Raw genomic sequence first — 23,924 nt, forward strand, 5'->3', positions numbered from 1 at the left:
GTTTAGGGAGCCAGCCGCTCGATGCGCCAGCTCGCCCCATTGAGCGAGTATTGTAGGCGGTCATGGAGCCGATTTGGGCGCCCCTGCCAGAACTCAAAGGTCGCGGGCGTCACTCGAAAGCCACCCCAAAAATCCGGTAACGGAATCTGCCCATCGCCAAACTTCCGCTTCATCTCGTCCAGCTTCATCTCAAGCAAACTGCGCGAGCTGATAACGCTGCTTTGTTGCGAAACCCACGCTCCAAGCTGGCTACCTCGGGGACGGCTCAGGAAATATTTCAACGATTCCGTTGCGGAAATCTTCTTCGCCGAACCCCTGATTTTCACCTGACGCTCCAGCCCCAGCCAAGGAAACTGCAGCGCCACCCGGGCATCATTAGCAATTTCCCGCGACTTCGCGCTTTGAAAATTCGTGAAAAACACAAAGCCGCGCTCATCGTAGGCCTTGAGCAGAACCGTACGGGAATTCGGTGCCCCGTCGGCATCCACCGTCGAGAGCGTCATCGCGTTCGGCTCGACCAACTGCGCGGCGAGCGCCTGCTCAAACCAGAGCCGAAACTGGGCAAAGGGGTCCGCCAAGGCACTCTCCTCGGAAAGTCCAGCCTGGGCGTATTCACGGCGCAAATCTGCGGGATCAGTCATGCAGAGAAATGTGAACGAGCAATTCCGGAAAAGCAACCCACGGCATATTACCGCACTAACCGGCGAATGTCGTCCGCCCAGTCGGGATATTCCTCGATCAGTGAATCACGGTCGCCCAGCACAAAATCTTCCCAATAAAACGCAGGCGCGACCATGACGGAAAGGAAGGCGTAGCCGTGGTAACTCGTTTCGTCACTCAGGCGGGCCCCCTGCCAGACACCGCGCGGCACGATGGATGTCGGCACGTGGCCGTTGGAGTATTGGTTACTTAAGATAACTTTTTCTCCGCTGCCATCCGGATGCAGCAGTAATTGCTCCATTGCATCCCCCGCATGCCAGTGAAAGGTCTCCGTGGAGCGAAGTAACTGATGCATAGCGGAGTAATTTTCGCGGGTAACCAAGTAGTAGATGCCCGAAATCAGGCTACAAGCTGGACCCTTGACACCGGCTGGGATCTGTTCATCGTGAGTGTAAATGCGGCGGAACCATCCTCCTTCATGCGGTAGCGGCTCCAGCCCGAAATCGTGGATGATAGTTTCGGCGTCCATGGAATAATAACGATAGTTCACCTAGAAAGTGGCTTGACAGGCTGGGCAGCAACCTATTTTTTCCTCTGTTTTCCACAATTCCAGCAACCGAATTTCCATCATTTAGATCAATCATGGCCCTTAAAATCCGACTCCAGCGCCACGGCTCCACCCACAATCCGGTTTACCGCATCGTAGTGGCCGAATCCAGCAACCGCCGTGACGGCCGCCACAACGAAGTCCTCGGCAGCTATAACCCACGCGCCCGCGGCAAGGACACCGAGCTCAGCATCAATCTTGAGCGCGTCGACTATTGGGTCAGCGTTGGTGCCAAACCAACCGACACTACCCGCACGCTGATCAATCGCGCACGTCGCGCTGAAACAGCCGCACCAGTAGAAGCAACGGCCGAAGCCTAAGCACTGCCGCAAGACTTCCAGTCCTGCGACATTCTGGCCCCGGCGATTTGCCGGGGTTTTTTGTTGGCTGAGGTCAGCAAAACGATTTTCAAAAACACGAAGGACACCAAGAGTACGAAGATGAAGACGAAGTGTGGCAAAGACCTTACTATCAGAGCAGCGACCGCAGATGACGCCAGCGCACTCATTGATTTCGTAAATCAGGTCAGTGGCGAATCCGATAGCTTGGCCTTCGGAACGGGCGAATTCGGTGTATCCGTGGAGCAAGAGGTCGATATCCTTAATGACTTTGCTCAATCGCCCAATAAAGTCTATCTAGTAGCAGTGGTCGATGAACGAATAGTCGGCGGACTGTCTTTCAGCGCTGGACATCGACCGCGAATTCAACACTGCGGAGAATTTGGCCTTTCTATTCTTAAGGAATACTGGGGTAAAGGTATTGGTGGCTCAATGATTGATGAGCTCATTGCCTGGTGTCACAAAGGTGGCAGAGTAACAAAAATCAACCTTCATGTGCGCACAATAAATCAGCGGGCCATTGCATTGTACATGGGCAAAGGCTTTACTGTTGAAGGGAAGCACTCGAATAGTATCAAGATTGATGGCCAATACTTTGATAATTACAGTATGGGAAAAATCTTAGATTCATGTGTTTAGCTTTGAAGATAATTAACCTTCGTGATGTTCGCACCCTTTCTGGTTCAATAAATGCGCTTTGATTTAATCACGCTTTTCCCTCGCATGGCCGAGGGCTACTTGCAGGAAAGCATGCTCGGGCAGGCCACCAAAAAGGGCCTGCTGGACATTGGCGTACATGATTTAAGAGATTGGTCGCAAAATAAACACAAAACCGCCGATGACCGACCCTTTGGCGGCGGCGCAGGCATGCTATTGTCGCCGGAGCCGCTATTTTTATCGATCGAGGAGGTTGCCACTCCCGGCGCGGAAGTCATTTACCTCTGCCCCGACGGCGAGACGCTCTCCACGCCAATGGCCCGTGAACTAGCGGCCAAGGAACACATTGTGCTGGTCAGCGGACACTACGAGGGCATTGACCAACGCGTCCGCGATACACTAATCACGCGAGAGGTCTCTATCGGCGATTATGTGCTGACGAATGGCACCCTGCCCGCCTGTGTTTTGATCGACTGTGTAGCCCGTTATATACCCGACGTTTTAGGTGAAGAAAAATCCTTGACGCAAGACTCCTTTAGCGACACTTTCCTCGGTTTTCCTCAATTCACACGTCCAGCTGACTTCCGTGGGATGCAAGTTCCCGAGGTTTTGCTCAGTGGCGATCACGCCAAGATCGACGCGTGGAGACGGGAACAAAGCCTTTTGAAAACCAAGCAACGTCGGCCTGACCTGCTGGAGAAACGCTCAACTAGCAGACCCTCCGGCAAAGAAGGCCCCCAGTAAATTCACAGTCATGCAAGCCACAATTGAATCAGTCACCGCCGATCAACTCGACAATAGCCGCCTGAATTTTAAGGTCGGTGACGGCGTGCGCGTCCACACCCGCGTCCGCGAAGGCGACAAAGAACGTATCCAGATTTTCGCTGGCATCGTCATTGCCCGCAAGGGTTCCGGCATCCGTGAAGCCTTCACGGTTCGCCGCATTAGCTTCGGCGAAGGCGTCGAGCGCGTATTCCCAATCCACAGCCCGAACATCGACAAGATCGAAGTCGACCGTGAATCCATCACCCGCAAGGCCCGCCTCTATTACCTACGTGATCGTATCGGTAAGGAAGCGACCAAGGTTAAGGAAAAGCGCCTGATCGAAGCTGGCCGCAAGTAACCCCCCCCCTCAAAAAGAATTTATCCAATGAACACCGACGTTTTATTGCTCCAGCCTGTCGAGAGCCTCGGCCACGAAGGCGACCAAGTCTCCGTTAAGGCCGGTTACGCACGCAACTATTTGCTACCGCGCAACCTCGCCCTTCCGGTCAACCGCGCCAACAAGAAATACATCGAGTCTCTCACAGCCCGCAAAGAATCCCGCCTCAAGCAAGAGCGCGAGCATGCGGACCAGATTCTCGCTCGTCTCGAAACCGTTTCTATCGCAATTGCGGTGAAAACTGGCGAAGGCGGCAAGATGTTCGGCTCTGTCTCTTCTCAGGATCTCATTGACCGTCTCAAAGAAGACGGCATTGAAGTCGAGCGCAAGCAGCTCAATCTGCACACGCCCGTCAAGACCCTCGGCAAGCACACCACCAAGATCAAGCTGCACCCTGAAGTCAGCTATGAACTGGAGTGGGAAGTCGTCTCGGAAAACCCGATCGAAGAAGCACCGACCGAAGAAGAACAAGCCTAGGCACCGTCTTCAAGAAACACCCGAAACTTTCCAATAACCGCCCGGACTACCGGGCGGTTTTTTTGTGCCTCCCCCCCTTTCACTTCACATAGACAAAAAAATAGAGGCCCCCCTCTCCCAAGGGGGACCTCCCGCCATCTCTACTGTGTTATCATTCCGTCGGGTTCTCACCCGAGAAAATCTCCTATAAAGACTATATCGTCTTCCGCTTAATTAGCTTTAGCAGAAATGAGGAAATTTTTCGCAAAAAATTACTCTACGCCAATTTCCGCTAACGCGGCCTGCACATTGGCCTCGGTGAGTAGCTCTGGCAGCGTGACTGGCTCCGAGCGACCCGGAATGTACAAAACGTTGAAAGGCACTGCACTTCGACCAAATTCGGCCAACGCACGCGTTACCTCCAGATTGTGATCCGTCCAATCCGCCTTTAGCGTGGCGACATTGTTTTTCTGAAAGTCTTCAATCAGTGCCTTACTCTTATAGACACGCTTATTAACCTGACAAGTGGCGCACCAGCGAGCGGTGAAATCGATATAAACAGGGCGGCCCTCCGCTAGTAAAGTGCTCACCGTTTCGGGCGACCAAGGCTCCCACACCAAGAAGTCGAGCTTTTGCCCGGTTTCTTTTGCAAGCTGGATTTGATGCTCGCGGCGCTCGTCCTCACTAATGCGGCTAAAAGTGTAAAGTACTGGGCCAACGATCAGAATTAACGCAAAAACAACAGCGATTCGACGCGTGCCCGCCGTTTTGTTAATGGCCCCCCAGCGACCAAACACCCAGCTGCCCATCCCCGCCAGTACAATGCTGATCAGTACGAAAAACAGTGTATAAGGCACCACTTGATCAGCAACCACCCAAACCAGCGCCGCAACTGTAGCGTAAAGCAAGAAGGCCATGCCTTCCTTAAAGGTCTCCATCCACGGCCCAGGACGCGGTAGCTTGCGCGTCAGCCCCGGGAAAAAGGACAAAATCAAATACGGGGCTGCCAGCCCGAGCCCCAACATCGTCAGCAGTAGCTCACGTGCCGGTAACGACGTCTTGACGAGGGCACCGAGCACGGGGGCAAGGAATGGCGCAGCACATGGGGCACCGACCGCTACAGCGAACAGCCCAGCACTGAAGGTGCCCGCATAGCCCGCCTTTGCACTTAGCGATGAGCCTAGGCCAATAGCGGAGACTCCGAATTCAAAAAGCCCGCTTAAGCTCAGACTAAAGACAAAGACCAGAATGATCAAAAACAGCACGAAGCGAGGCGTCAGCCAAGCAGCCCAACCACCTTCAGCCTGACCAGTGCTAAGGAATGTCTGGTGCACCGGCTCGAACATCAACCCAATCGCCCAGAAGCTCACCAGCACGCCCAACGTGTAGACTAGGCCATGGGCAATGACCTTGCCCGGCGACTCACCCGCCTGATTCACAAAGCCCATGACTTTGAGCCCAATCACCGGGAAAACGCACGGCATTAAATTAAGAATCAGCCCACCCAAAAAGGCCAACGCCAACAGCCCGAAATAAGAACGGCCAGCAGTCTCAGATCCCTTCGCGCTATCCGCCACTAAAGGTGTTGAAGCGGTCGCACCAAAGGTTGGGTCAATAGACATGCCAATGCCCTCTCCGCTCGCGAGCCAGCCCTTCTCTGCCCGCAGTACCCCTGGCAGAGCCGATGCTGATCCGGAGAAATACTCGCTCTTGGTCAGCTCAATGGTTAGCGTCCCATTAGGCGCACGGGTGACGACTTGCGGGGCGCTTGGCTCCACATAGGCATTGGCCGAAAAGAATGTCACCTCGCCCGGATTGTGATGGGGGGGGGCGGACAATGGACGCACCGTTAAGGTGATCGTAGTGGCCGATTGCTTTGCCTCGGCTGCCCAATCCTCTGATAATTCGCGGGGCCAAAAGTCTTGCTCGGTGGCCTGAAGTGCGGGGGCCCACGTTGAGGGGGGGGGGGGGGCGTTTTCTACGGGCAGTTCCAATTTTAGGTCAACACCGCCTGGCACGCAGGTTTTGTCATCACACTCCAACCAATCTGCGCGCGCAGCCAACTGCAAATTGTCACCAGCCGGTAAATTAGCTGACGGCGTGGCCTGCATGATGAGGAAGACCTCGCCTTCGTAGACATAATTGACGATTCCGCCCTGATCGAAGCTATGCGGCGTCGGCCAATGAATTTCGCCAATGGTCAGGCCTTCCGGCAGGTTTTGCCACTCGATCTCAGTGACCAAGCCTGCGTCGCCGGGATTTTTCCAATAGGTGTGCCAATGCGGGTCCATTTTCATCCGCAGGGCGATCTCAAACGGCTTACCGGGCTGAATGCTCGTCACATTGGCCACTAATTCGGCCTCCACATGCTGGCTGCGTGCGGGTTCGGCGGACAGCACACCGAGGCCAACCAGCCACAATACAAATATACGTAAAACGGTTTTCATGAAACACTTGCGTCGCAAATATCTTTGCTTCCTGACAGCAAAGTTTAACGGATCACTGGATAAATTGAATGGCCATGCCGCGGAAAATCGAACGCGAGCGAACGGTTTCCGTGTAGAAAACACCCCAATCATAGACGTAGTTTGGTGTCGTGTAGCTATCCACCGCCATTTGCGGATCGAGCAATATCACACCATCGGCACCGACCTCAGCCGCCTTATCGCGGAAGAGCTGGAAGATTTCCTCCTGCGGGGGTACCGTTTGATAAGTCGGAATCGTTATCACGCCAAGCTCACGGTATTCTCCCTGCGGGCGCTGCGTCAGGAACAGTGTCACCTCCGAGGGCGAAATCGGCCCGCGTGCTGCCACAGCCGACGCATCCTCAGCATTCAGCGGAGTGATCGGATTATTCAGCGCCGAATATTGCACGTTGTAGCCACAGCCTGCAAAAGCCAGTGACGCAGTTAAAAGAAGTCCGGATATTTTCACTTTCGACACGCTAACTCAATTTTCCCTGAACGCCAATCGAATTGGTGAAAAGGAAATCACGCCGAGCAATTTTGCCCATGTCCCCTCGCCTCTCATTCCTACTCCTTTCGCCTTTAATCTGCCCTAGCTAAAAGCTTCCCCTTGCCCCTGCTATAAAAATAGGCATACTGGCAGCCAATCTGCTAACCTAACTACTGCATGCCCAAGAACATCGGATTTATCTCGACTCGCTTCGCCGGAACAGACGGCGTCTCTCTCGAAAGCGCCAAGTGGGCTGAAGTCCTCTGGGACGACCGCCATATAAGCTACTGGTACAGTGGGCTGAGCGACCGCAGTAAAGACATCGCATACGTCGTGCCCGAAGCCCACTTTGGCCACCCGGAAAACGAATGGATCAACGAACGCCTGTGGAAACGTACCCAGCGCGATCCCCTCGTATCTTCGCGTATCCGCGATTTAGCCGACTACCTGAAGGGTACGCTGCACGATTTTGCCCGTCGGTATAATCTCGATTTCATTATTCCGCAAAATGTGCTGACAATTCCCATGCACGTTCCCCTTGGAATCGCGGTAACCGAGTTTCTCGCGGAGACAGGAATGCCCGCCATCGCGCACCATCACGATTTCTACTGGGAACGCACGCGCTTCTCGGTGGGCTGCATCCAAGACTACCTCGACGCGGCCTTCCCACCCAGCCTATCGAACATCCGCAATGTCGTCATCAATCGGCCGGCCCAAGAACAGTTTGCGCTGCGTAAGGGCGAGTCTGCGCTGCTGATCCCCAATGTTTTTGATTTTGACCAGCCGGCTCCTCAGCCCGACGAATACTCAGCCGATATTCGTGAACAAATCGGTCTGGAAAAAGATGACCTGCTCATCCTCCAGCCCACGCGCATCGTCCCACGCAAAGGCATCGAACACGCGATCACCGCCGTGGGGATGCTCAAGGACCCGCGCTGCAAACTCGTCATCTCGCACGCCGCTGGAGACGAAGGCATGGACTACAAACACATGCTCGAAGAGAAAGCGCGCGAGGAAGGTGTCGATGTCCGTTTCTTCGACGAGCGCATTGGGGAAGTCCGCCAGTTTGACGACGAAGGCCGGAAAATTTACACGCTGTGGGATCTCTATCCGCACGCGGACTTCGTTACCTACCCGAGCACCTACGAGGGCTTTGGCAACGCCCTGCTGGAGGCCGTGTATTTCCGCAAGCCAACGCTAGTCAACCGCTACTCAATCTTCATTCAGGACATCGAGCCCAAGGGCTTCCGTTTCGCCTTGATGGACGGTATCGTCACCAACCGCGTCGTCCGCGAGATCAAGCGCATCCTCGACGACCCTGCCTACCGCGAAGAAATGTGCGAGCACAACTACCGCGTCGCGCGACGGCATTATTCTTATACGGTACTGAGACGATCGCTGCGCACATTGATGACGGCGTTGACTGGCCTCAATTAATTGAGGCCAGAGGTTAAAGTTTTAAGGTTAAAGGCTAAAGTGGAATTTGAAATTGAGGAACCGGGAAAATCTTTTGAAAACTTGAACGTATGGAAGCGATCATGTCGCTTAGCTGTTTCAGTGTATCAGGCATTGGGAAATTTCCCTGATCGGAGTTTGAAGGATCAGATGACCCGGGCCGTTGTTTCGATCGCCTCAAATATTGCTGAAGGACATGAGAGAAATAGCCCCAAAGACTTTATTCGATTTCTTCGAATCGCCAAAGGCTCAACCGGCGAACTCAAGACCCAACTTTATATTGCTCAAGCAATCGGTTATCTCGGTAAAGAGGCATGCGATCCTCTCGCACAGGAGTGCCGCGAAATTTCGGCCATGATCCAAGGCCTCATTCGGAGTATCCCCACTGATAAGCCTAAAGCTAGCGATAAAACCCACATACTTCAGCAACTTTAACCTTTAACCTTACAACTTTAACCTTCTCCCCATGATCAAATACATCGACCACGCCATTCTTTCCCGCATCAAGCGACGGCTCTTCAATCTTTATGGTGATCGCGCGGACCAATTGACCGAGCGACTCTACTATCTCGTTGGACGGTATGGAGTGGGTGCACAGCCGCCTGTCGCGCCTGAACAACGCTGGACCGAAAACGATGTTTTCCTGATTACATACGCCGACATGGTGCAGTCCGAGGAGGATACGCCGCTGGCCACGCTCAAGCGTTTTTCCACAGAGCACCTCAAGGGTGCAATCAATACGATCCATATTTTGCCGTTCTATCCTTGGTCCAGTGACGATGGTTTTTCAGTCATTGATTACCGCGCGGTAAAAACCGATTACGGTAGTTGGAAGGATGTCGAAAACATTGGCGATGAATTCAAGCTGATGTTTGACCTCGTGCTCAACCACTGCTCCAGCCAAAGCGCGTGGTTCCGCGACTTCTTGACCGGTATTGCACCAGCCAACGAATACTTTGTGGAGATGGACCCCAAGACGGACCTCTCCGCCGTCGTTCGCCCGCGCACCTCGCCTCTGCTCACCAAGACCATTACCCGTGACGGCGATGCCTGGGTCTGGACGACCTTTAGTGCTGATCAGGTGGATCTGAATTGGAAAAACCCTGACCTACTCTTCGAGTTTCTAGACATTCTGCTGCTCTACATTAGCCACGGTGCCACCACACTACGCCTCGACGCCTGTGCCTTTATGTGGAAAGAACTGGGCACGGACTGCCTGCACCTGCCGCAGACCCACGAGATGATCAAGCTTATGCGCGACGTTTGCGAGCTCGTTGCGCCACAGGTGCTGATCATCACTGAAACCAATGTGCCGCACGAAGAAAACATCAGCTACTTCGGCCAAAACGACGAAGCGCATTTGGTCTACAATTTCAGCCTGCCGCCGCTGCTCCTGCACGCGCTGTTGACCAGCAACAGCAAATACCTAACGAAATGGGCGTCGGAGCTCGCCTTCCCCGAAGCAGGCAAAGGTACGTTCTTTAACTTTACCGCCTCGCATGATGGTGTTGGCGTGCGCCCGCTCCAGGGGCTCCTGCCCAAGAAGGAGTTCGACAAGCTCATCCATGCAGTCGAAGAGCGCGGTGCCCACGTTTCCAAACGCACACTGCCAGATGGTTCGCAAAGCCCGTACGAACTCAACATCACCTACTACTCCGCCCTGGCCAGCCGGCATGATTCCGAGGGGCTCGGCATCGCGCGTTTCCTTTGCTCACAGGCCGTAGCCCTCGCATTCAAGGGCGTACCCGCGGTGTATTTCCACAGTTTGGTCGCCACGCCCAACTATCACGAGGGCGTCGAAAAAACCCATCAACCGCGTACGATCAATCGGCGTAAATACAATGAGGCCGAGCTCATGCACCAGTTGGCCGCCGAAAATGGCCCACAAGGAAAAGTCTTCCGCAAGTATCTACAGATGCTCCGTCGCCGTACGAATTACCCAGCCTTTCATCCGGATGGCGACCAAAAGATCATCGATGCCGGGCCCAATCTTTTTGCGCTCGAACGCACATCTCCGAGTAAGAATCAGACCGTCTTCTGTGTCTTCAATTTCACCGATGAGGAACAGGCGGTGGTCAATCCCAAGGACACCGAAATGCTCAAGAAAGCAAAGAAGTTTTATGACATTCTTTCCGGAAAAACCCATAGCGACGGCTCGCGTGGAATCAAGCTGGCACCCTACCAAGCCATGTGGCTCGTCCCACGCATTGAATAATTTGACTGGTAATTTGGTTCCATACTTTCTATCGCAGAGTGAAAATGAGCGAAACTGACTCTGCCACCGCAACGGAACCGACCAAGAAAAAGCTATCGCTGACCACGATGATCATGATCGGGGTGGGCCTTGGATTGCTCACCGGCTTATTCTTTGGCGAGGCGTGCGCGGGGCTTGATTTTGTCGGCCAGGCTTTTATCCGCCTACTGCAAATGACGATCCTGCCCTACATCGTCGCCTCCCTGATCCTTGGTATTGGTAGTCTGACCATTGAAAAAGCCAAGATGCTTGCGATCTACGTGGGTGCACTGCTGCTAGTATTTTGGGCGATTGGTTTCGTTGTCACCATGCTCATGCCGATCGCTTTCCCCAGTTGGCAAACGGCTTCTTTCTTCAGTACATCCTTGCTAGCACCCCCGCACCAAGTCGACTTCTTAGAGCTCTATATTCCAGCCAACCCATTTAACTCACTCGCACAAAACGTCATCCCCGCTGTCGTGCTGTTCAGCCTGGCCCTCGGCATTGCGCTGATCAAAGTGAAGGAAAAAAAGACCCTGCTCGACAACCTGCGCACCGTGGCCGAAGCCCTGACCACAGTCGCCGGTATGATTGTTAAGCTGACCCCGATCGGCGTATTCGCCATCACCGCTTCAGCCGCTGGCACACTAACTCTGGAGGAGTTGAGCAAGCTCCAAGTCTACTTCGTCAGCTACATGAGTATCGCGTTGTTCCTCTCGATCTGGCTGCTACCGATGTTAACTGCGGCGATCACGCCATTCTCCTACAGAGAGATCATGCGTGTCTCACGCGATGCGCTCCTTACTGGCTTCACAACAGGCAACCTGTTTATTATTCTGCCCGTGCTTACGCAGAACTGCCGCGAACTGTTTGAACTGAAAAAAATCAAAACAGAAAATACCGATTCCTACATCGACGTCGTCATCCCAGTGACCTTCAATTTTCCCAACTTGGGCAAAGTCACGATGCTTCTCTTCATCTTGTTCGCTCTCTGGTTTAGTGGCGGAGATTTAAGCATCACGCAATATCCTGTGTTTATATTCTCCGGCTTGTTCAGCCTCTTTGGCAGCTTGAATGTTGCCGTACCGTTCCTGCTCAACTTGCTCAATGTCCCGGCGGACCTCTATCAGCTCTACGTCATCACGGGTATCATCAACGGACGCTTTGCCACGCTGCTTGCAGCGATGAATTTGCTCACGTTCACACTGATCGCGGTGTGCGCGATGACCCGCAATCTGCGGTTCAACCCCATCGCGCTCGGGCGTTTTGGGGCAACCACCGCTGGACTACTGGTGGCAATTATTGTCCTCAACCGAACTTATTTCGAATATGCCGTTAAAAACGAGTATGACATGGACAAGCAACTCGCCTCCATGCACACGCTGCTGACACCCAGCAACGCCAAGGTTTACAAGGATAACCCGCCCACGCCACCGCCGCTTACCTCACGCCAATCAAGACTCGATCGCATCAAGGAGGAAAAACTCCTCCGCGTAGGCTACTTGCCAGAGCACCTGCCCTTCACCTTTTTTAATGAAGAAGACCAGCTTGTCGGCTTCGACGTCGACGTCGCCAATCTCTTAGCTGAGCAACTGAATGTTGCCTTGGAATTCATCCCCGTTAAGGAGAGTACCATGGCCGAGCAAATCCAGCGTGGTGAGTGCGACATCGTTATGTCTGGCATTGCGATGAACGTTGCAAGGCTCGAGCAAATGTCCTTCTCCCAGCCCTACGAGCACCTCACCTTTGCATTCATTACTACCGACAAGAAAAAAGACATTTTCTCGGATCGCGTACGCTTGACCAATACCAAAGGCCTGACCATCGCCGTCGTCAACGATAGCTACTATGCAAAGAGCCTGAAAATTTATCTGCCGCTAGCCAACATCAAGAACATCAATACGATGGAGGAATACTTCAAGGCACCTACGGGCACCTACGATGCCGTCCTCACCAGTGCAGAAGAAGGCTCAGCTTGGACACTACTTTATCCAAGCTTCGCCGTGACCATTCCCAAGCCGGGCACGGTGTCACTCCCCATTGCTTACCCGGTTCCTTACGACGACGTTGAGTTTGAAGATTTCATTTCCAAGTGGATTGCGGTTAATCATGGCGGCCTGCGATACGAAGAAATCTACAACCACTGGATCCTTGGTCGCGGCGCCAGCGTCACCAAGCCTCGCTGGTGCATCATGCGCAATGTACTCGGTTGGGGAGACTAACCTTTTAAAGTGCGGATTACCAAACAAGGCCCTTGAAAACAAAATTCATCAACTAGATTTTGCCGAAGAATTACCAATCCCAGTCGGGTTTTGCTTCATGAACACATCCAATTTGGTTTGCTCAAGATATTGATGCATCTGGTCATTCAACGACATTAGCTGATCATGCAAGGGGCAGGGATCTTGCTTACCGCACCAATTCGGCCCAAACGGGCACATGATTCGATCTTCGACCTTCTCGAACAGACTCACGATCTCCAGCAGTCTGATTTTAGATGGATGCTTTGCCAGTGAATACCCACCACGAGGTCCTGGAGCCCCTCCGACCAACCCTCCTTGCGACAATATCACCAGCAATTTCGCGACAAGGGGTTTCGTCAACTCACGTTTCTCCGCGATATCTAACGAGCTGAGGCGAATGCCTGCGCCATAGACTTCCGCCAAGTAGCTCATCGCCGATATCGCATTTTGCGCAGTCTTTCCGTATTTGAACATCAATTGTGGGCTGTGATCGTTAACAGAACACATTAGAAATCTATCATCAATTCAAGAATAAAATGTATTTAATTATTGATTATTGATTCGAGACCGCTAAATTTTCCAAATCACAGAGCTTAATAAGAAATCAACACCCAATCAACGACCTCATGAATCACGACATAGTGAATGAAACCCACGGCCACGCAGTACTGCAAATGATGGACGAATCCGGCAAGACTTACTCACAGGAATCACTCCTTGACGCCATCAATAAAAAGTTTGGCGATAGCACTCGCTTTGTCATCTGCTCCGGCGGCAATCTGACTGCTAGCGAACTAATCGAAGCACTCGACGCCAAAGGTAAATTTATCGGCGAGAAAGATGCTTTCAAATTCGACCCTGACGCCATGTGCAATCACTAACCCCGGCTCGACATAGCTTGTAGAACCAAGGAAGGACTTCTCTCATGCCAAACGATAATGCCAGCCAACCATCGCACTCGTCATTCGAGCGCCCGGGCTACTGGAAATTAGTCGCAGCGGGGGAACCCTATCGCCTGCTTTTTGTAGTCGGGTCAGTTCTCGGTCTATTGGGCATCGGGCTATGGCCTGCATATGCTTTGAAATGGATAGATTTCTACCCCGGCCTGATGCACGCACGCATCATGATTGAGGGGTTCCTGACCTGCTTCGTCGTTGGTTTTCTGGGAACAGCGTTCCCTCGCCTACTGGACGTAAAACGCTTCAGTCTTGAAGAAAGCCTGACGTGGACAGTCGCTCTGATCACAGCAAGCCTGTGCCACTTATTCGGCAATTACCTCTGGGGCGATTTTCTTTTTACGTTATCCATACTCCTACTAGTCTACAACTTATTAACGCGATTTGCTTCGCGCAAGGACACGCCTCCGCCGGGTTTCATCTTGGTAATGCTGGGCATGTTGTGTGCACTGTTTGGCGGCACGCTCCAAGTTGTAATTCATCTGTCTCCAGACGGCATCAATTATGCCATGTCAACTTTCTCTAGGCTCGCACTCAATCAAGGCTACCTGCTCCTGCCGGTTATGGGCATCGGAGCGTTTCTAATACCTCGATTTTTTGGTCTGCCAAATCGTCAAAACTTTCCTGAATCCAAGAAACTTCCCGTTGGCTGGATTCCAAGGGCACTCTTTGCTCTGTTTTGCGGCATACTTGTTTTGGCAAGTTTCGTACTAGAAGCCAACAATTACCTACACACAGGCTACTCACTGAGAGCCTTTGCGATTTTGTTGTATTTTTTCCGCGAATTACCGATCCATCAGGCAAAGTTCAATCAAGGTGCCCTGGCGCTTTCAATACGAATTGCCCTGATCTCCATTCCACTCGGCTACATACTGATGGCGATTTGGCCCGAGCGACAGGCTGCGTTTATTCACGTCGTGTTCATCTCTGGCTTCAGCCTGTTAACATTTATCGTGGCTAGTCGAGTGATCCTGGGGCACAGCGGCCAGTCTCATATGTTTCGCAAGAATTTGAAATCGGTGTATGCCCTGCTTGCTTTAATGTGCCTGGCCATGCTCACCCGAGTCAGTGCTGACTGGCTACCCAGTGTCCGTATGAACCATCTAGGCTATGCAGCAGCAACATGGATGATTGCTGTCATTCTTTGGGGAACTCAGTTTTTTAAGTATCTCTCGCACGAAGATTGCGAATCATAGACCAACCCTAACTAGCACAATCGAAGCCTTCTTTTAGTTGGCAAATACAGCCGAAATCAGAAAACTGGCCACATGTCCGTAGTCGTTGCTGTCGAAAAAGGAAATCGGGTGGCCATTGCCGCCGACTCACTATACACCGCTGGAAATCTCCGCGTTCCGCCAGAATACAAAATCAACCATCAAAAGCTATTCAAGTGGGGGTCTTGCTGGCTGGGGCTCATCGGATGGGGCGCATTGAGCAACATCACCGAGTCACTCATCCGCGATTACCCCGACGCAATGAACGACCCGTCCAGACAAGGCGTTTTTGACTCCCTCCGCGCACTGCACCCCATTATGCGCGACGATTTTTACTTGGAAACCAGCGAGGACAAAGGCCAACCAGTGGAATCCTCTCAGCTCGACGGCCTCTTAATATCTTCGCGTGGCATCGTTGGCTTCAGTAGCTATCGCAACGTCAATGAATACGCACGCTTCTGGGCGATTGGCGCTGGCCGCGAATATGCGCTGGGTGCGATGCACGCTTGCTACGACCGCCTCCGCGATCCGGCAGCCATTGCGCGAAATGGCGTCAACGCCGCGATTACCTTTAACGACTCCTGTGGCGCGCCAGTACAAATCCATACGCTGAGCAAGAAGCACTGACCTTCAGCGTGAGGCCAACATACCTATTCACTTTGCGATGCAAAGCCGAAATCTAAACCAATGGGATAATGGTCGCTACCGAGATCCGGGCCAGTCCATTGTGTAACCGCGCCCAAGCCATCACTCAGGAAAAACTGGTCAATGGGAATCCAAAGCAGCGGATTCGTAGTGGGCCAAGTCCGTCGCGGCAAAATACTGGTAACGACCGGAGTCACGTTGCTTTTCGATACAAAGTCTCGGTAAAATGGCGACCAAGGCGTAGTGTTCATATCCCCCATGACCAAAGTCGGGACTCGCTCGGATTCTTTGGCGCTGTAGTTGGCAATGGCAGTCAGCGCATTGCTGCGCCAGTTCCACGCTTTTTCATTAGTCGGTGAAAGAGGGTGAATCAACAGCAGCAGCAGTGGTCCATCGGGCGTCATCACCTCATAGGGCACTGAACCAACGCCCGCAAAGCCAGGCGCTGTTTGCTCTGTCGGCGGAAAGCGACTAAGCACCGCCGCGCCATAGCGTCCGCCCCACATCTGCACCTGCTGATAGGGTAGAATGTCCTTTAAATTCTCCAAGACGACTTGCCAATCACTGGTGAGTTCGATCAGCGCAACGAAATCAGGCTCCTGCTGCCTAATCCATGTCTCGGTACGGTCCAGTTGGGAATTTTTCGTGTAAACGTTGGCACTGATGGCGCGATATGTGCGCTCAGGTGACTCTATGCGTTCCGTTGAAAAGTTAAAAATCTCCCAACCGTTCCAGAGAACAATCACCAAGCTCAGGCCGAGGATGACTCCGTAGCGACGCCATGCAGCAACGGCACACAGGACCAAGGCCCCTAGATAATACTGCATCTTAAAATTCGCAAAAAGCTCCAGCCGCCAATCATCCCGCCCCCAGTAACCAGCCATGCCTGCTGCGAACAGTACCAGCCATGCAACGCCCAGACTGAGCCTCTCAACATTGCGCCAGCTAACAATGCTACGACGCGCACGATTGTGCTGAGTCGCCATTTACGCCCCTGCCCTCCGCTGAGTCTGCGGGAAAATGCTTGCCGCGATGGGCGACATGCCAAGCCTGTCTGTCATGCTCCGCACTTGTTTCATCGCAATGGGTTTATTCGCCATGCTTGCTGGGTGTCAAACCATGCCGTCAGCGGAATCGTCTCCAGAGCCCGGCGCGGTATTCCATTTCCTCGCAATCTGGCTCAAAGACCCGACTGACCAAGCGGCTCGCGAGCGCATTGCTACTCAGACGGAAGCTTGGCGAGATTACCCCGGAGTAATCAGCACCGTATGCGGTCAAGGCCTACCCGGCGAGCGCACAATTGTGCAAAACTACGACCTCGGCGTCATGATTGTCTTTACCAACGAAGCCGCGCTCCGCGCCTACGAACAGGACCCGGCGCACCAACATATCATCCGTGAAATTCTGGCACCCGCAGCCGAAAAGGTAATGATTTATGACTTTTTGGTGTCAAATGAAGCCGCAACTGGAGTTAGCCGAGCGATCCTCCGACAGCGTCAATATCAGCATTATCGGGAGTTCGCAAATTAAACGCTAGGCGGCGTGAACATAGTTACAATCTGGCTTCACGAAACTTTTACTTGCTTTTGCAAAGTAACTTTGCCATACAAAGGAGCATGTCATTCGGCCTGCATCATGCCTTGCGCGAAGTGCGCCAGCTAAAGCGCCATATCCTCACCAAGCAACGCTTTAAGGGCTATTCAGGCCGCGCCCGAGCACTTGGTGGATGCGCCGCGCTGGCAGCGGCCCTCATTTTACGCGGTGAATACATAAATGCTGACTTACCGAGCCTACTCAGCATCTGGGGTGCCGTGCTGGCCTTGGGACTCTCGCTCAACTACGGCGCACTTGTTTACTGGTTTCTCTACGATGAAGAAGTCGGGCGCGATTGGCATAGCCTAAAACCCGCTTTGGAAGTCTTGCCAGCATTTGCGGTCGGCGCGTTGGCAACAGTAGCCTGCATCCAGCAGGGCTGCGTGGAACTGCTTCCCGGCCTATGGATGTCCCTTTACGGTCTGGCGAATCTAGCTTCGCGCCATGTATTGCCACATAAAATCAGCTGGATCGGTGGCTGGTATATTGCCGCTGGCGGCGCATGCCTTCTTTGGCCAGTTTGGGCGTGGACGCAGCCGCTCGCGATGGGAGGGGTGTTTTTCGTCGGCGAATGGCTCGGCGGGCTCGTTTTACATAACGACGAGGCTGAGGGGCGCACTGTTTGGAGTTTTTTCGGACTACCCAACTTATCCCAAAATTATGAGTAAGAAAACGGAGAACCCATACGATAACCTCGAACGCATCTTCCACGAGCCCAAACGCTTAGCGATGATAGCCGCAGTAGCCGAGTCCGAAACAGGGCTGAGCTTTAGCGAGCTAAAGGAAGCCTGCGGCCTGACCGACGGCAACCTGAACCGCCACCTTAAGCTACTCGAGGAAGAAAAAATCGTGATCGCCAAGAAATCACTCGCTGGCAACCGAGCACGGACCATCGTGCGCCTTTCTGCCGCAGGCCGCCGTAAGTTCGTAAAGTATCTTGAATCACTTGAGGAAGCGCTGCAGCAAGCCGCTCAATCCATGGGTGCCAAAACCAGCAGAACCAGCATCCTGAAGGGCGTCACATCATAAGGAACACTAATGATCAGAAGTCTCTCCATTCTTCTGCTGGTAATGCTAGCGGGTAGTTTGGGCGTCCTTAGCGCCCAACACGAGGAATCGGAGAAATCTGCTCGGCCCGCCTTTACTCAAACGCAGGCCGAGCAATGGCTAGAAGAAGTGCTGCCCGTCCTCGAGAAAGTCAGCGGACGGCAATTAGCCCCCCCCCTCCCAACGGTCGAGTGCGTTGGCCAAGCCGCCCTCGCCAAAGTATTGACGAGTGAATTTCTCGACGCACTGAACCGGCTGACACCTGACGACAAAGACTCGACCAACGCAATACTTGCCCAAGCACAGGGCGCTCAGATGGCTCAGGCTATGCTTGGTAAATATAGTCTGAAGCAGAAGAAACTTCTGCTCGTACCCAGTAACTTTACCCGAATCATGGACTTGGCGGACATTCCGCCTGAGCAGCTAGAGCCACTCGTCAAGCTGACCATTGCCCATGAGCTCGGGCACCGCCTGCAGGACCAGGAAATCGACCTTGCTGCGGCATTGGGGACCATTACCGAGCTGGAGCCGATGCAATCCTTCAATGCCTCAATGGAAGGCCAAGCGATTGTCTTTCATGAAATGGTCGGCGATGAACTCGGGCTGGAGGTAGCCGTTGCCACGCTGAATTACCTGATGCCAGGCGGCGGATTCATGCAGGATAAGTTTCCGAATCTCGAGAACGCCAAGACTCCCCCCCCCATCTACCATAAAATCAACTATGACTATGGCGGCGCGTATATGCGCAAACTTTATCAGGCGGGAGGCCCTGATGCGACGTGGGATGCCATGGCGAAGGCCCCTGTCGACCTGAACATTATCCTCACAGCACGCGCGGTTAGCCACGAGGGCAAGAGCTACATGGAGCGTCTTCAAGGCATTGAGCAACTGTTCGACGGAGGCAAATGGCAGGTAAAGCAGGTAGCACTGGATCAGCAAGGCGTACGCTCCCAGTTCAATCATCTACCTAAAGACCTTCGTAACAAGATGCTCGCCGCAGTCACGAGCTCTTCCAGCATCATCGCTGGCCAGCAGAGCCAGCGCATTGTCGTTTTTTCGCTGATGACCCTCAGTGATCCCAAATACGTGGCTGCTGTTCAGGAATTCATGGCCAATAGCATCGCGGAAAAAATTACCACCTTCCGCCGCCAAGGCATCCAGTTTAAGCAGAATGAACGTAATATTGAGCTGCCCAACGACGTTACCGTGTTTGAGACAACGCTCGAAATCACCATTCCGCAAACTGGCGAAAGTGCCGACCAATACCTCTGCCTGATGCAAAAGGGCGATGTCATCGTCCAAATCCTGCTATTTGGCGTTCCCAAGCCGGACGATGCCAAGTATCAGCAAATTGCCGACCGCATCTTCGACCACTAACCCTCGTAGCCGTAGCGATCGAGCATGTCCGTGAGCACATTGACCAGCGACTCTTTGTGTGGGAGGCCCTTCTGAGACTCCACGCAACAGCTAATGTATTCTAGTATCTGCGCCAGTCCCGGCGAAGTGCGGCCTTTTTGAGCGAGCCAATCGTAAAAATACTCCACGGCCACAATCCAATCACTCAAAGGGTCGGGTGAGTCATCCACGTGGTCGGCCAACAAGTTAAAGCCATTCGGGGCGTAGGGATGCTCCTTGGCGTGCTCGTCAAAGGCTTCCACGAGCAAGGAAAACTGCTTGGGCGTGGCACACGATTCGGCGCTGATACGGAAAGCACGCTCGCCCAAATGCGCCTCTCCCTGTAAGAAAGCTCCCTCGGACAAGGCTTCAAGCCATGCCATATATTGGCCCTTCTCGCCATCAGCAAGTTGCTCCGCAAGTTCCTCAATGTTGGGCATAGAGGAAAATCTAGCCCACCTAGGCTCCGAAGCAATAATGTATTTTCCCCCTCTGTTTCAACACTTTGCAGAATCCATCCAATTATTTTCGCCTACCGGAGGGAAAATCAGGTTGCGCTAACCGGGGTTCACGCCTTTTTATTGAGACCCGGGTAGCGGTCACCTCCGCCGCCCGTTTTTTATTTTCCTGATTGAGCATTTTTCTTCCATGGCAGACCAAGCGGCATCTCCAAAAACCAAGTATATTTTCATCACCGGTGGCGTAGTCTCGTCTCTGGGCAAGGGCCTGACGGCGGGCGCACTAGGCGCGTTGCTAGAGCAGCGCGGCTTAACTTGTCGCCTACAGAAGTTCGACCCGTATTTAAACGTTGATCCCGGTACGATGAGCCCCTTTCAGCATGGTGAAGTCTATGTGCTGGACGACGGAGCCGAGACCGACCTAGACCTCGGCCACTACGAACGCTTCACCAGCGGCACGCTTTCCCGGAATAACAATCTGACCTCGGGCCAAATCTACGAGGAGATCATTTTAAAGGAGCGCCGCGGCGATTTTCTAGGGAAAACCGTGCAAGTCATCCCCCATGTGACTGACGAGATCAAAAAACGCATCTATGGCGGGGGTGACGATGTTGACGTGCTCATCACCGAGATTGGTGGCACCGTCGGGGACATCGAGGGCTTGCCTTTCTTGGAAGCCATGCGCCAATTCGCGCTCGAAGTCGGCTTTGAAAACGTGCTTTTCATCCACGTCACACTGATTCCATTCCTCAAAGCGGCTGGCGAGCTGAAGACTAAGCCCAGCCAACAATCCGTCGCTAAACTGCGCGAAATCGGCATCCAGCCTCACATATTGGTCTGCCGCACGGAACAACCAATCAATCACGAAATCCGCCAGAAACTGAGCTTGTTCTGCAACATCCCGGTCAAGTCAGTCATTGAGGAGATGGACGTGGAAACTTCAATTTACGAACTGCCCATCCGCCTTGCTCAAGAAAATTTAGACGACCTCGTAGTCGATCACCTGCGCCTCAATGCGCCCGACAGTGACATGACCGAATGGAAGTCCGTTGTCCGACGCCTCAAATATCCCGCCAGCCGTATCGACATCGGCGTGGTCGGCAAATACATCGAGCTACAGGATGCCTATAAAAGTGTTTACGAGAGTATAACCCATGGTGGCGTCGCCAACGACTGCGGCGTAAACATTGTCCGGATCGACTCCGAAGCGATTGAGGAAGATGGCGCAGCCGCACACCTCAAAGGCCTCGGAGGCATTCTCGTCCCCGGCGGCTTTGGCGACCGCGGCATCGAAGGCAAAATCGCCGCTTGCGAATATGCCCGCGAAAACATGGTGCCCTACTTAGGCCTCTGCCTCGGTATGCAAATCCTTGTCATCGAATTCGCGCGCGCCGTTGCGGGCTATCCGACCGCGAACAGCATGGAATTTGCGCCGGACTGCGAGCACGCAGTCATCAACCTGATGGCCGACCAAGTCGGCGTGACAGACAAAGGTGCAACGATGCGCCTCGGTGCTTGGCCATGTCAACTAACCCCGGACACACATTCCTGGGCAGCCTATGCGGCACACTATGGCGAGCCCGAGGGTAACGAGTTCATCATTCAGGAACGCCATCGCCATCGCTTTGAGTTCAACAACGCCTACCGCGAAATTCTGGAACGCAGTGGCCTACGTATCGGAGGAGTTAACCCGGAGCGAAACTTGGTGGAAATCGTCGAAGTATTTGACCACCCGTGGATGGTCGGTGTCCAGTTCCACCCGGAATTCAAATCCAAGCCCAACCGTGCACACCCGCTTTTCGCAGCCTTCATTGCTGCCGCGCTTGAGCAGCGCAAAAAAGGTGCAGATTAATTAGTTAAATTCAGTAGGCGTTGACGCCTACCCACGTTTTTGTGAGATCCCTTCTGTGCGATGAGTTTTTTATCGATCGCTGCGATTTACTTTGCGGTGTTGTATGCAGCCCTCACCCCAAGCCCAAGGACAAGACGTGAAATCCCTATTAGCCACTCCTAAAGCGCATCCGCGCCTTTTCCTGAATGCAGGGGACGATATCGCCCTCCACGCAAAAATCGAATCGGATGCGTTGTTGCGCAAAGCCTCCGAGAACATCATTGCGATGGCCGATGACATGGTCACGCTGCCACCGCTCAAACGAGAGCTGGAAGGCAAACGGCTACTCGCCGTTTCCCGTACGTGCCTGAAACGCATGAATTATCTGTCGATGGCCTATCGACTCACGGGAGACACACGTTACGTCGAAGCCGCTGAAATGCAGATGCTCGCCGTTACGAAATTTACTGACTGGAATCCAAACCACTTCCTCGACGTTGCTGAGATGACTACCGCGCTCGCCATCGGCTACGATTGGTGCCATAACGCTCTCAGCCCGGAAACTCGCAGCAGCATCCGCGACGCCATTATAGAAAAGGGCCTGAATGCATCATTTGAGAGCGATTACCCGTGGATCAAGCGCAAGAACAATTGGAACCAAGTCTGCCACGGCGGCATGATCATCGGCGCACTTGCCATCCAGGAAGACCAGCCTGAGCTAGCTCAGCGGGTCATCGAACGCGCGATTGAAAACGTCCCCAAGGCCATGGCCGCCTACGCACCCGATGGTGCCTATCCAGAGGGGCCAATGTATTGGAACTATGGCACCTCGTATAACGTTCTGTTGATTGCAGCGTTAGACTCCGCATTGGGCACGGATTTCAATCTTTCGAAAGCTCCTGGCTTCATGGAATCCGCGGACTTTTATCAACAGGTGGCTGGGCCATCCGGCGATTTTTTCAATTACTGTGATTGCCGACAAAACAGCGGAGTCGCGCCAGCTATGTTTTGGTTTGCCACAAAACGCAACGACCCTTCCTTACTCTGGCAGCAACAGACCGCATTACAGTCTTTTTTGGATCATCCAGATAAAGCAAACGGTGAGTCCGAGCGTTTTTTCCCGCTTTTGCTGATCTGGACTGGCTCACTGGAAAATATCGCCGCCCCCACAACGACACATTGGACCGGTGAAGGAGATTCGCCCATCGGCTTGCACCGCACTGGTTGGAAGTCTCCCAACGAAACCTTTCTGGGCATCAAGGGTGGCGGCCCCAATGCAGGCCATGGCCATATGGATGCCGGCGTCTTCGTCATGGAGTCCGACGGCGTACGCTGGGCCGAGGATCTAGGCATGCAGGACTACCACAGCATAGAATCCAAGGGCATCAGTCTCTGGAGCTATGAGGGCCGGTGGTCGATCTTGCGCCTCAACAATTTCGGGCACAATACCTTGGTCGTCGACGGTCAGCTTCAAACAGTCAAAGATAATGCCCACGCCCCGATTATCGCCCACACCGCAGATGGGCCAATGCCACACACAATCGTCGACTTAGCCACTATCTACGCCGATCAACTCGCCACCGCCAAACGCGGGGGGGGGCTTCATCAGGACGGCTACGTGGTCATTCAGGACGAAATTAAAACACTCGATCGTGACACCGAAATTCGCTGGGCAATGGTTACCCATGCCGAGGTCAGCTTCGACAATGATCACCAAGCGACTCTCCGCCAAGACGGTCAGCAGCTCACTCTGAAAGTGCTCTCACCCTCCCCTGCCAAGCTGGAGATTTACGAAATCGAAAATCCGACCAATGACTATGACGCCCCCAACCCCGGCGCTAAAATGATCGGCTTCAAGGTAAAGCTCTCTGCTTCAACCGAGGCAACCCTTACCGTAATACTCCAACCTGGGGAGGCACCGAAGGCGGTACCAGCGATTGCCAAACTGGCTGATTGGTAATGATGCTTGTCATTTTGCTGCAACTCAATCACTCCATGTAACGCCAGCAAGAATTGGCG

Annotated in this window: 25 protein-coding genes; 18 read left to right on the forward strand and 7 right to left on the reverse strand. The window is 53.4% G+C overall.

Annotated features, from left to right (window positions below; genetic code table 11):
* Window positions 1-2 precede the first annotated feature (2 nt).
* Both pdxH and IE065_RS08550 read right to left on the reverse strand, forming a co-directional pair.
* The gene (gene pdxH, locus IE065_RS08545) at window positions 3-641 is read right to left on the reverse strand and encodes a pyridoxamine 5'-phosphate oxidase (RefSeq protein ID WP_189513981.1); all 639 of its coding nucleotides are present in this window, start codon (window positions 639-641) and stop codon (window positions 3-5) included.
* A 47-nt stretch (window positions 642-688) separates the two neighbouring features.
* Window positions 689-1,189: a cupin domain-containing protein gene (locus IE065_RS08550; RefSeq protein ID WP_189513983.1), complete on the reverse strand. Its 501-nt coding sequence runs from the start codon at window positions 1,187-1,189 to the stop codon at window positions 689-691.
* Window positions 1,190-1,302: 113 nt separating this feature from the next.
* Between IE065_RS08550 and rpsP the strand changes: the two genes are divergently transcribed.
* The 5 genes from rpsP (at window position 1,303) to rplI (ending at window position 3,901) form a co-directional block, all read left to right on the forward strand.
* Window positions 1,303-1,587, forward strand: a complete 285-nt coding sequence (gene rpsP, locus IE065_RS08555; RefSeq protein WP_189513985.1) for a 30S ribosomal protein S16 — start codon at window positions 1,303-1,305, stop codon at window positions 1,585-1,587.
* Between the two features lie 120 nt (window positions 1,588-1,707).
* Window positions 1,708-2,244, forward strand: a complete 537-nt coding sequence (locus IE065_RS08560; protein WP_189513987.1) for a GNAT family N-acetyltransferase — start codon at window positions 1,708-1,710, stop codon at window positions 2,242-2,244.
* A 51-nt stretch (window positions 2,245-2,295) separates the two neighbouring features.
* Window positions 2,296-3,006 carry a tRNA (guanosine(37)-N1)-methyltransferase TrmD gene (trmD, locus tag IE065_RS08565; RefSeq protein WP_189513989.1) on the forward strand — a complete coding sequence of 237 codons (711 nt, stop codon included), beginning with the start codon at window positions 2,296-2,298 and terminating at the stop codon, window positions 3,004-3,006.
* Between the two features lie 10 nt (window positions 3,007-3,016).
* A complete protein-coding gene (gene rplS, locus IE065_RS08570) occupies window positions 3,017-3,385 on the forward strand; it encodes a 50S ribosomal protein L19 (RefSeq protein ID WP_189513991.1) in 369 nt (122 codons plus the stop codon).
* A gap of 27 nt (window positions 3,386-3,412) precedes the next feature.
* On the forward strand, window positions 3,413-3,901 hold the full coding sequence (gene rplI, locus IE065_RS08575; RefSeq protein ID WP_189513992.1) for a 50S ribosomal protein L9: 489 nt from the start codon (window positions 3,413-3,415) through the stop codon (window positions 3,899-3,901).
* 251 nt (window positions 3,902-4,152) lie between these two features.
* On the opposite strand, the gene IE065_RS08580 is transcribed toward rplI, so the two are convergent.
* Window positions 4,153-6,327 (reverse strand): protein-disulfide reductase DsbD family protein, encoded by a 2,175-nt coding sequence (locus IE065_RS08580; protein WP_189513994.1) that lies wholly within the window; start codon window positions 6,325-6,327, stop codon window positions 4,153-4,155.
* A 52-nt stretch (window positions 6,328-6,379) separates the two neighbouring features.
* Window positions 6,380-6,814, reverse strand: a complete 435-nt coding sequence (locus tag IE065_RS08585; RefSeq protein WP_189513996.1) for a hypothetical protein — start codon at window positions 6,812-6,814, stop codon at window positions 6,380-6,382.
* Between the two features lie 198 nt (window positions 6,815-7,012).
* On the opposite strand from IE065_RS08585, the gene IE065_RS08590 reads away from it, so the two are divergent.
* From IE065_RS08590 to IE065_RS08605, 4 genes are read left to right on the forward strand one after another with little or no spacing between them, the layout of a single operon-like run.
* A complete protein-coding gene (locus IE065_RS08590; protein ID WP_189513998.1) occupies window positions 7,013-8,272 on the forward strand; it encodes a glycosyltransferase family 4 protein in 1,260 nt (419 codons plus the stop codon).
* 39 nt (window positions 8,273-8,311) lie between these two features.
* Window positions 8,312-8,725, forward strand: coding sequence for a four helix bundle protein (locus IE065_RS08595; RefSeq protein ID WP_200163362.1), 414 nt, complete (start codon window positions 8,312-8,314; stop codon window positions 8,723-8,725).
* Window positions 8,726-8,756: 31 nt separating this feature from the next.
* On the forward strand, window positions 8,757-10,505 hold the full coding sequence (locus IE065_RS08600; RefSeq protein WP_189514000.1) for an alpha-amylase family glycosyl hydrolase: 1,749 nt from the start codon (window positions 8,757-8,759) through the stop codon (window positions 10,503-10,505).
* A 44-nt stretch (window positions 10,506-10,549) separates the two neighbouring features.
* Window positions 10,550-12,745, forward strand: coding sequence for a cation:dicarboxylate symporter family transporter (locus IE065_RS08605; RefSeq protein ID WP_189514002.1), 2,196 nt, complete (start codon window positions 10,550-10,552; stop codon window positions 12,743-12,745).
* 48 nt (window positions 12,746-12,793) lie between these two features.
* Here the strand turns inward: IE065_RS08605 and IE065_RS08610 are convergent, their stop codons facing one another.
* Entirely contained in the window at window positions 12,794-13,273 is a 480-nt protein-coding gene (locus IE065_RS08610; RefSeq protein ID WP_229792080.1) for an RrF2 family transcriptional regulator, read from the reverse strand.
* Window positions 13,274-13,392: 119 nt separating this feature from the next.
* Between IE065_RS08610 and IE065_RS08615 the strand changes: the two genes are divergently transcribed.
* From IE065_RS08615 to IE065_RS08625, 3 genes are all read left to right on the forward strand, one after another.
* Entirely contained in the window at window positions 13,393-13,647 is a 255-nt protein-coding gene (locus IE065_RS08615; protein WP_200163363.1) for a YecH family metal-binding protein, read from the forward strand.
* 44 nt (window positions 13,648-13,691) lie between these two features.
* Window positions 13,692-14,918: an NnrS family protein gene (locus IE065_RS08620; protein ID WP_189514007.1), complete on the forward strand. Its 1,227-nt coding sequence runs from the start codon at window positions 13,692-13,694 to the stop codon at window positions 14,916-14,918.
* Between the two features lie 72 nt (window positions 14,919-14,990).
* Window positions 14,991-15,563 carry an Ntn hydrolase family protein gene (locus tag IE065_RS08625; protein ID WP_189514011.1) on the forward strand — a complete coding sequence of 191 codons (573 nt, stop codon included), beginning with the start codon at window positions 14,991-14,993 and terminating at the stop codon, window positions 15,561-15,563.
* Between the two features lie 23 nt (window positions 15,564-15,586).
* Here IE065_RS08625 and IE065_RS08630 read toward each other — a convergent pair whose 3' ends face one another.
* Window positions 15,587-16,567, reverse strand: a complete 981-nt coding sequence (locus IE065_RS08630; protein WP_189514013.1) for an endonuclease/exonuclease/phosphatase family protein — start codon at window positions 16,565-16,567, stop codon at window positions 15,587-15,589.
* A 34-nt stretch (window positions 16,568-16,601) separates the two neighbouring features.
* Between IE065_RS08630 and IE065_RS08635 the strand changes: the two genes are divergently transcribed.
* From IE065_RS08635 to IE065_RS08650, 4 genes are all read left to right on the forward strand, one after another.
* Window positions 16,602-17,111, forward strand: coding sequence for a Dabb family protein (locus IE065_RS08635; RefSeq protein WP_189514016.1), 510 nt, complete (start codon window positions 16,602-16,604; stop codon window positions 17,109-17,111).
* Between the two features lie 86 nt (window positions 17,112-17,197).
* Window positions 17,198-17,842 (forward strand): hypothetical protein, encoded by a 645-nt coding sequence (locus tag IE065_RS08640; protein WP_189514019.1) that lies wholly within the window; start codon window positions 17,198-17,200, stop codon window positions 17,840-17,842.
* Window positions 17,835-18,203, forward strand: coding sequence for a transcriptional regulator (locus tag IE065_RS08645; protein WP_189514022.1), 369 nt, complete (start codon window positions 17,835-17,837; stop codon window positions 18,201-18,203). The genes IE065_RS08640 and IE065_RS08645 overlap by 8 nt, the downstream gene beginning before the upstream one ends.
* 9 nt (window positions 18,204-18,212) lie before the next feature.
* Window positions 18,213-19,598: a hypothetical protein gene (locus IE065_RS08650; protein WP_189514024.1), complete on the forward strand. Its 1,386-nt coding sequence runs from the start codon at window positions 18,213-18,215 to the stop codon at window positions 19,596-19,598.
* On the opposite strand, the gene IE065_RS08655 is transcribed toward IE065_RS08650, so the two are convergent.
* Window positions 19,595-20,056 carry a hypothetical protein gene (locus IE065_RS08655; protein WP_189514027.1) on the reverse strand — a complete coding sequence of 154 codons (462 nt, stop codon included), beginning with the start codon at window positions 20,054-20,056 and terminating at the stop codon, window positions 19,595-19,597. The genes IE065_RS08650 and IE065_RS08655 overlap by 4 nt on opposite strands.
* Before the next feature lie 208 nt (window positions 20,057-20,264).
* Between IE065_RS08655 and pyrG the strand changes: the two genes are divergently transcribed.
* The gene (gene pyrG, locus IE065_RS08660) at window positions 20,265-21,926 is read left to right on the forward strand and encodes a CTP synthase (RefSeq protein WP_189514030.1); all 1,662 of its coding nucleotides are present in this window, start codon (window positions 20,265-20,267) and stop codon (window positions 21,924-21,926) included.
* A gap of 136 nt (window positions 21,927-22,062) precedes the next feature.
* Window positions 22,063-23,865 (forward strand): heparinase II/III domain-containing protein, encoded by a 1,803-nt coding sequence (locus IE065_RS08665; RefSeq protein WP_189514034.1) that lies wholly within the window; start codon window positions 22,063-22,065, stop codon window positions 23,863-23,865.
* Window positions 23,866-23,924: the final 59 nt, after the last annotated feature.

Origin of the sequence: Cerasicoccus arenae (genome assembly GCF_014651635.1) — a bacterium.
GTDB classification, from domain to species: Bacteria; Verrucomicrobiota; Verrucomicrobiia; order Opitutales; family Cerasicoccaceae; genus Cerasicoccus; species Cerasicoccus arenae.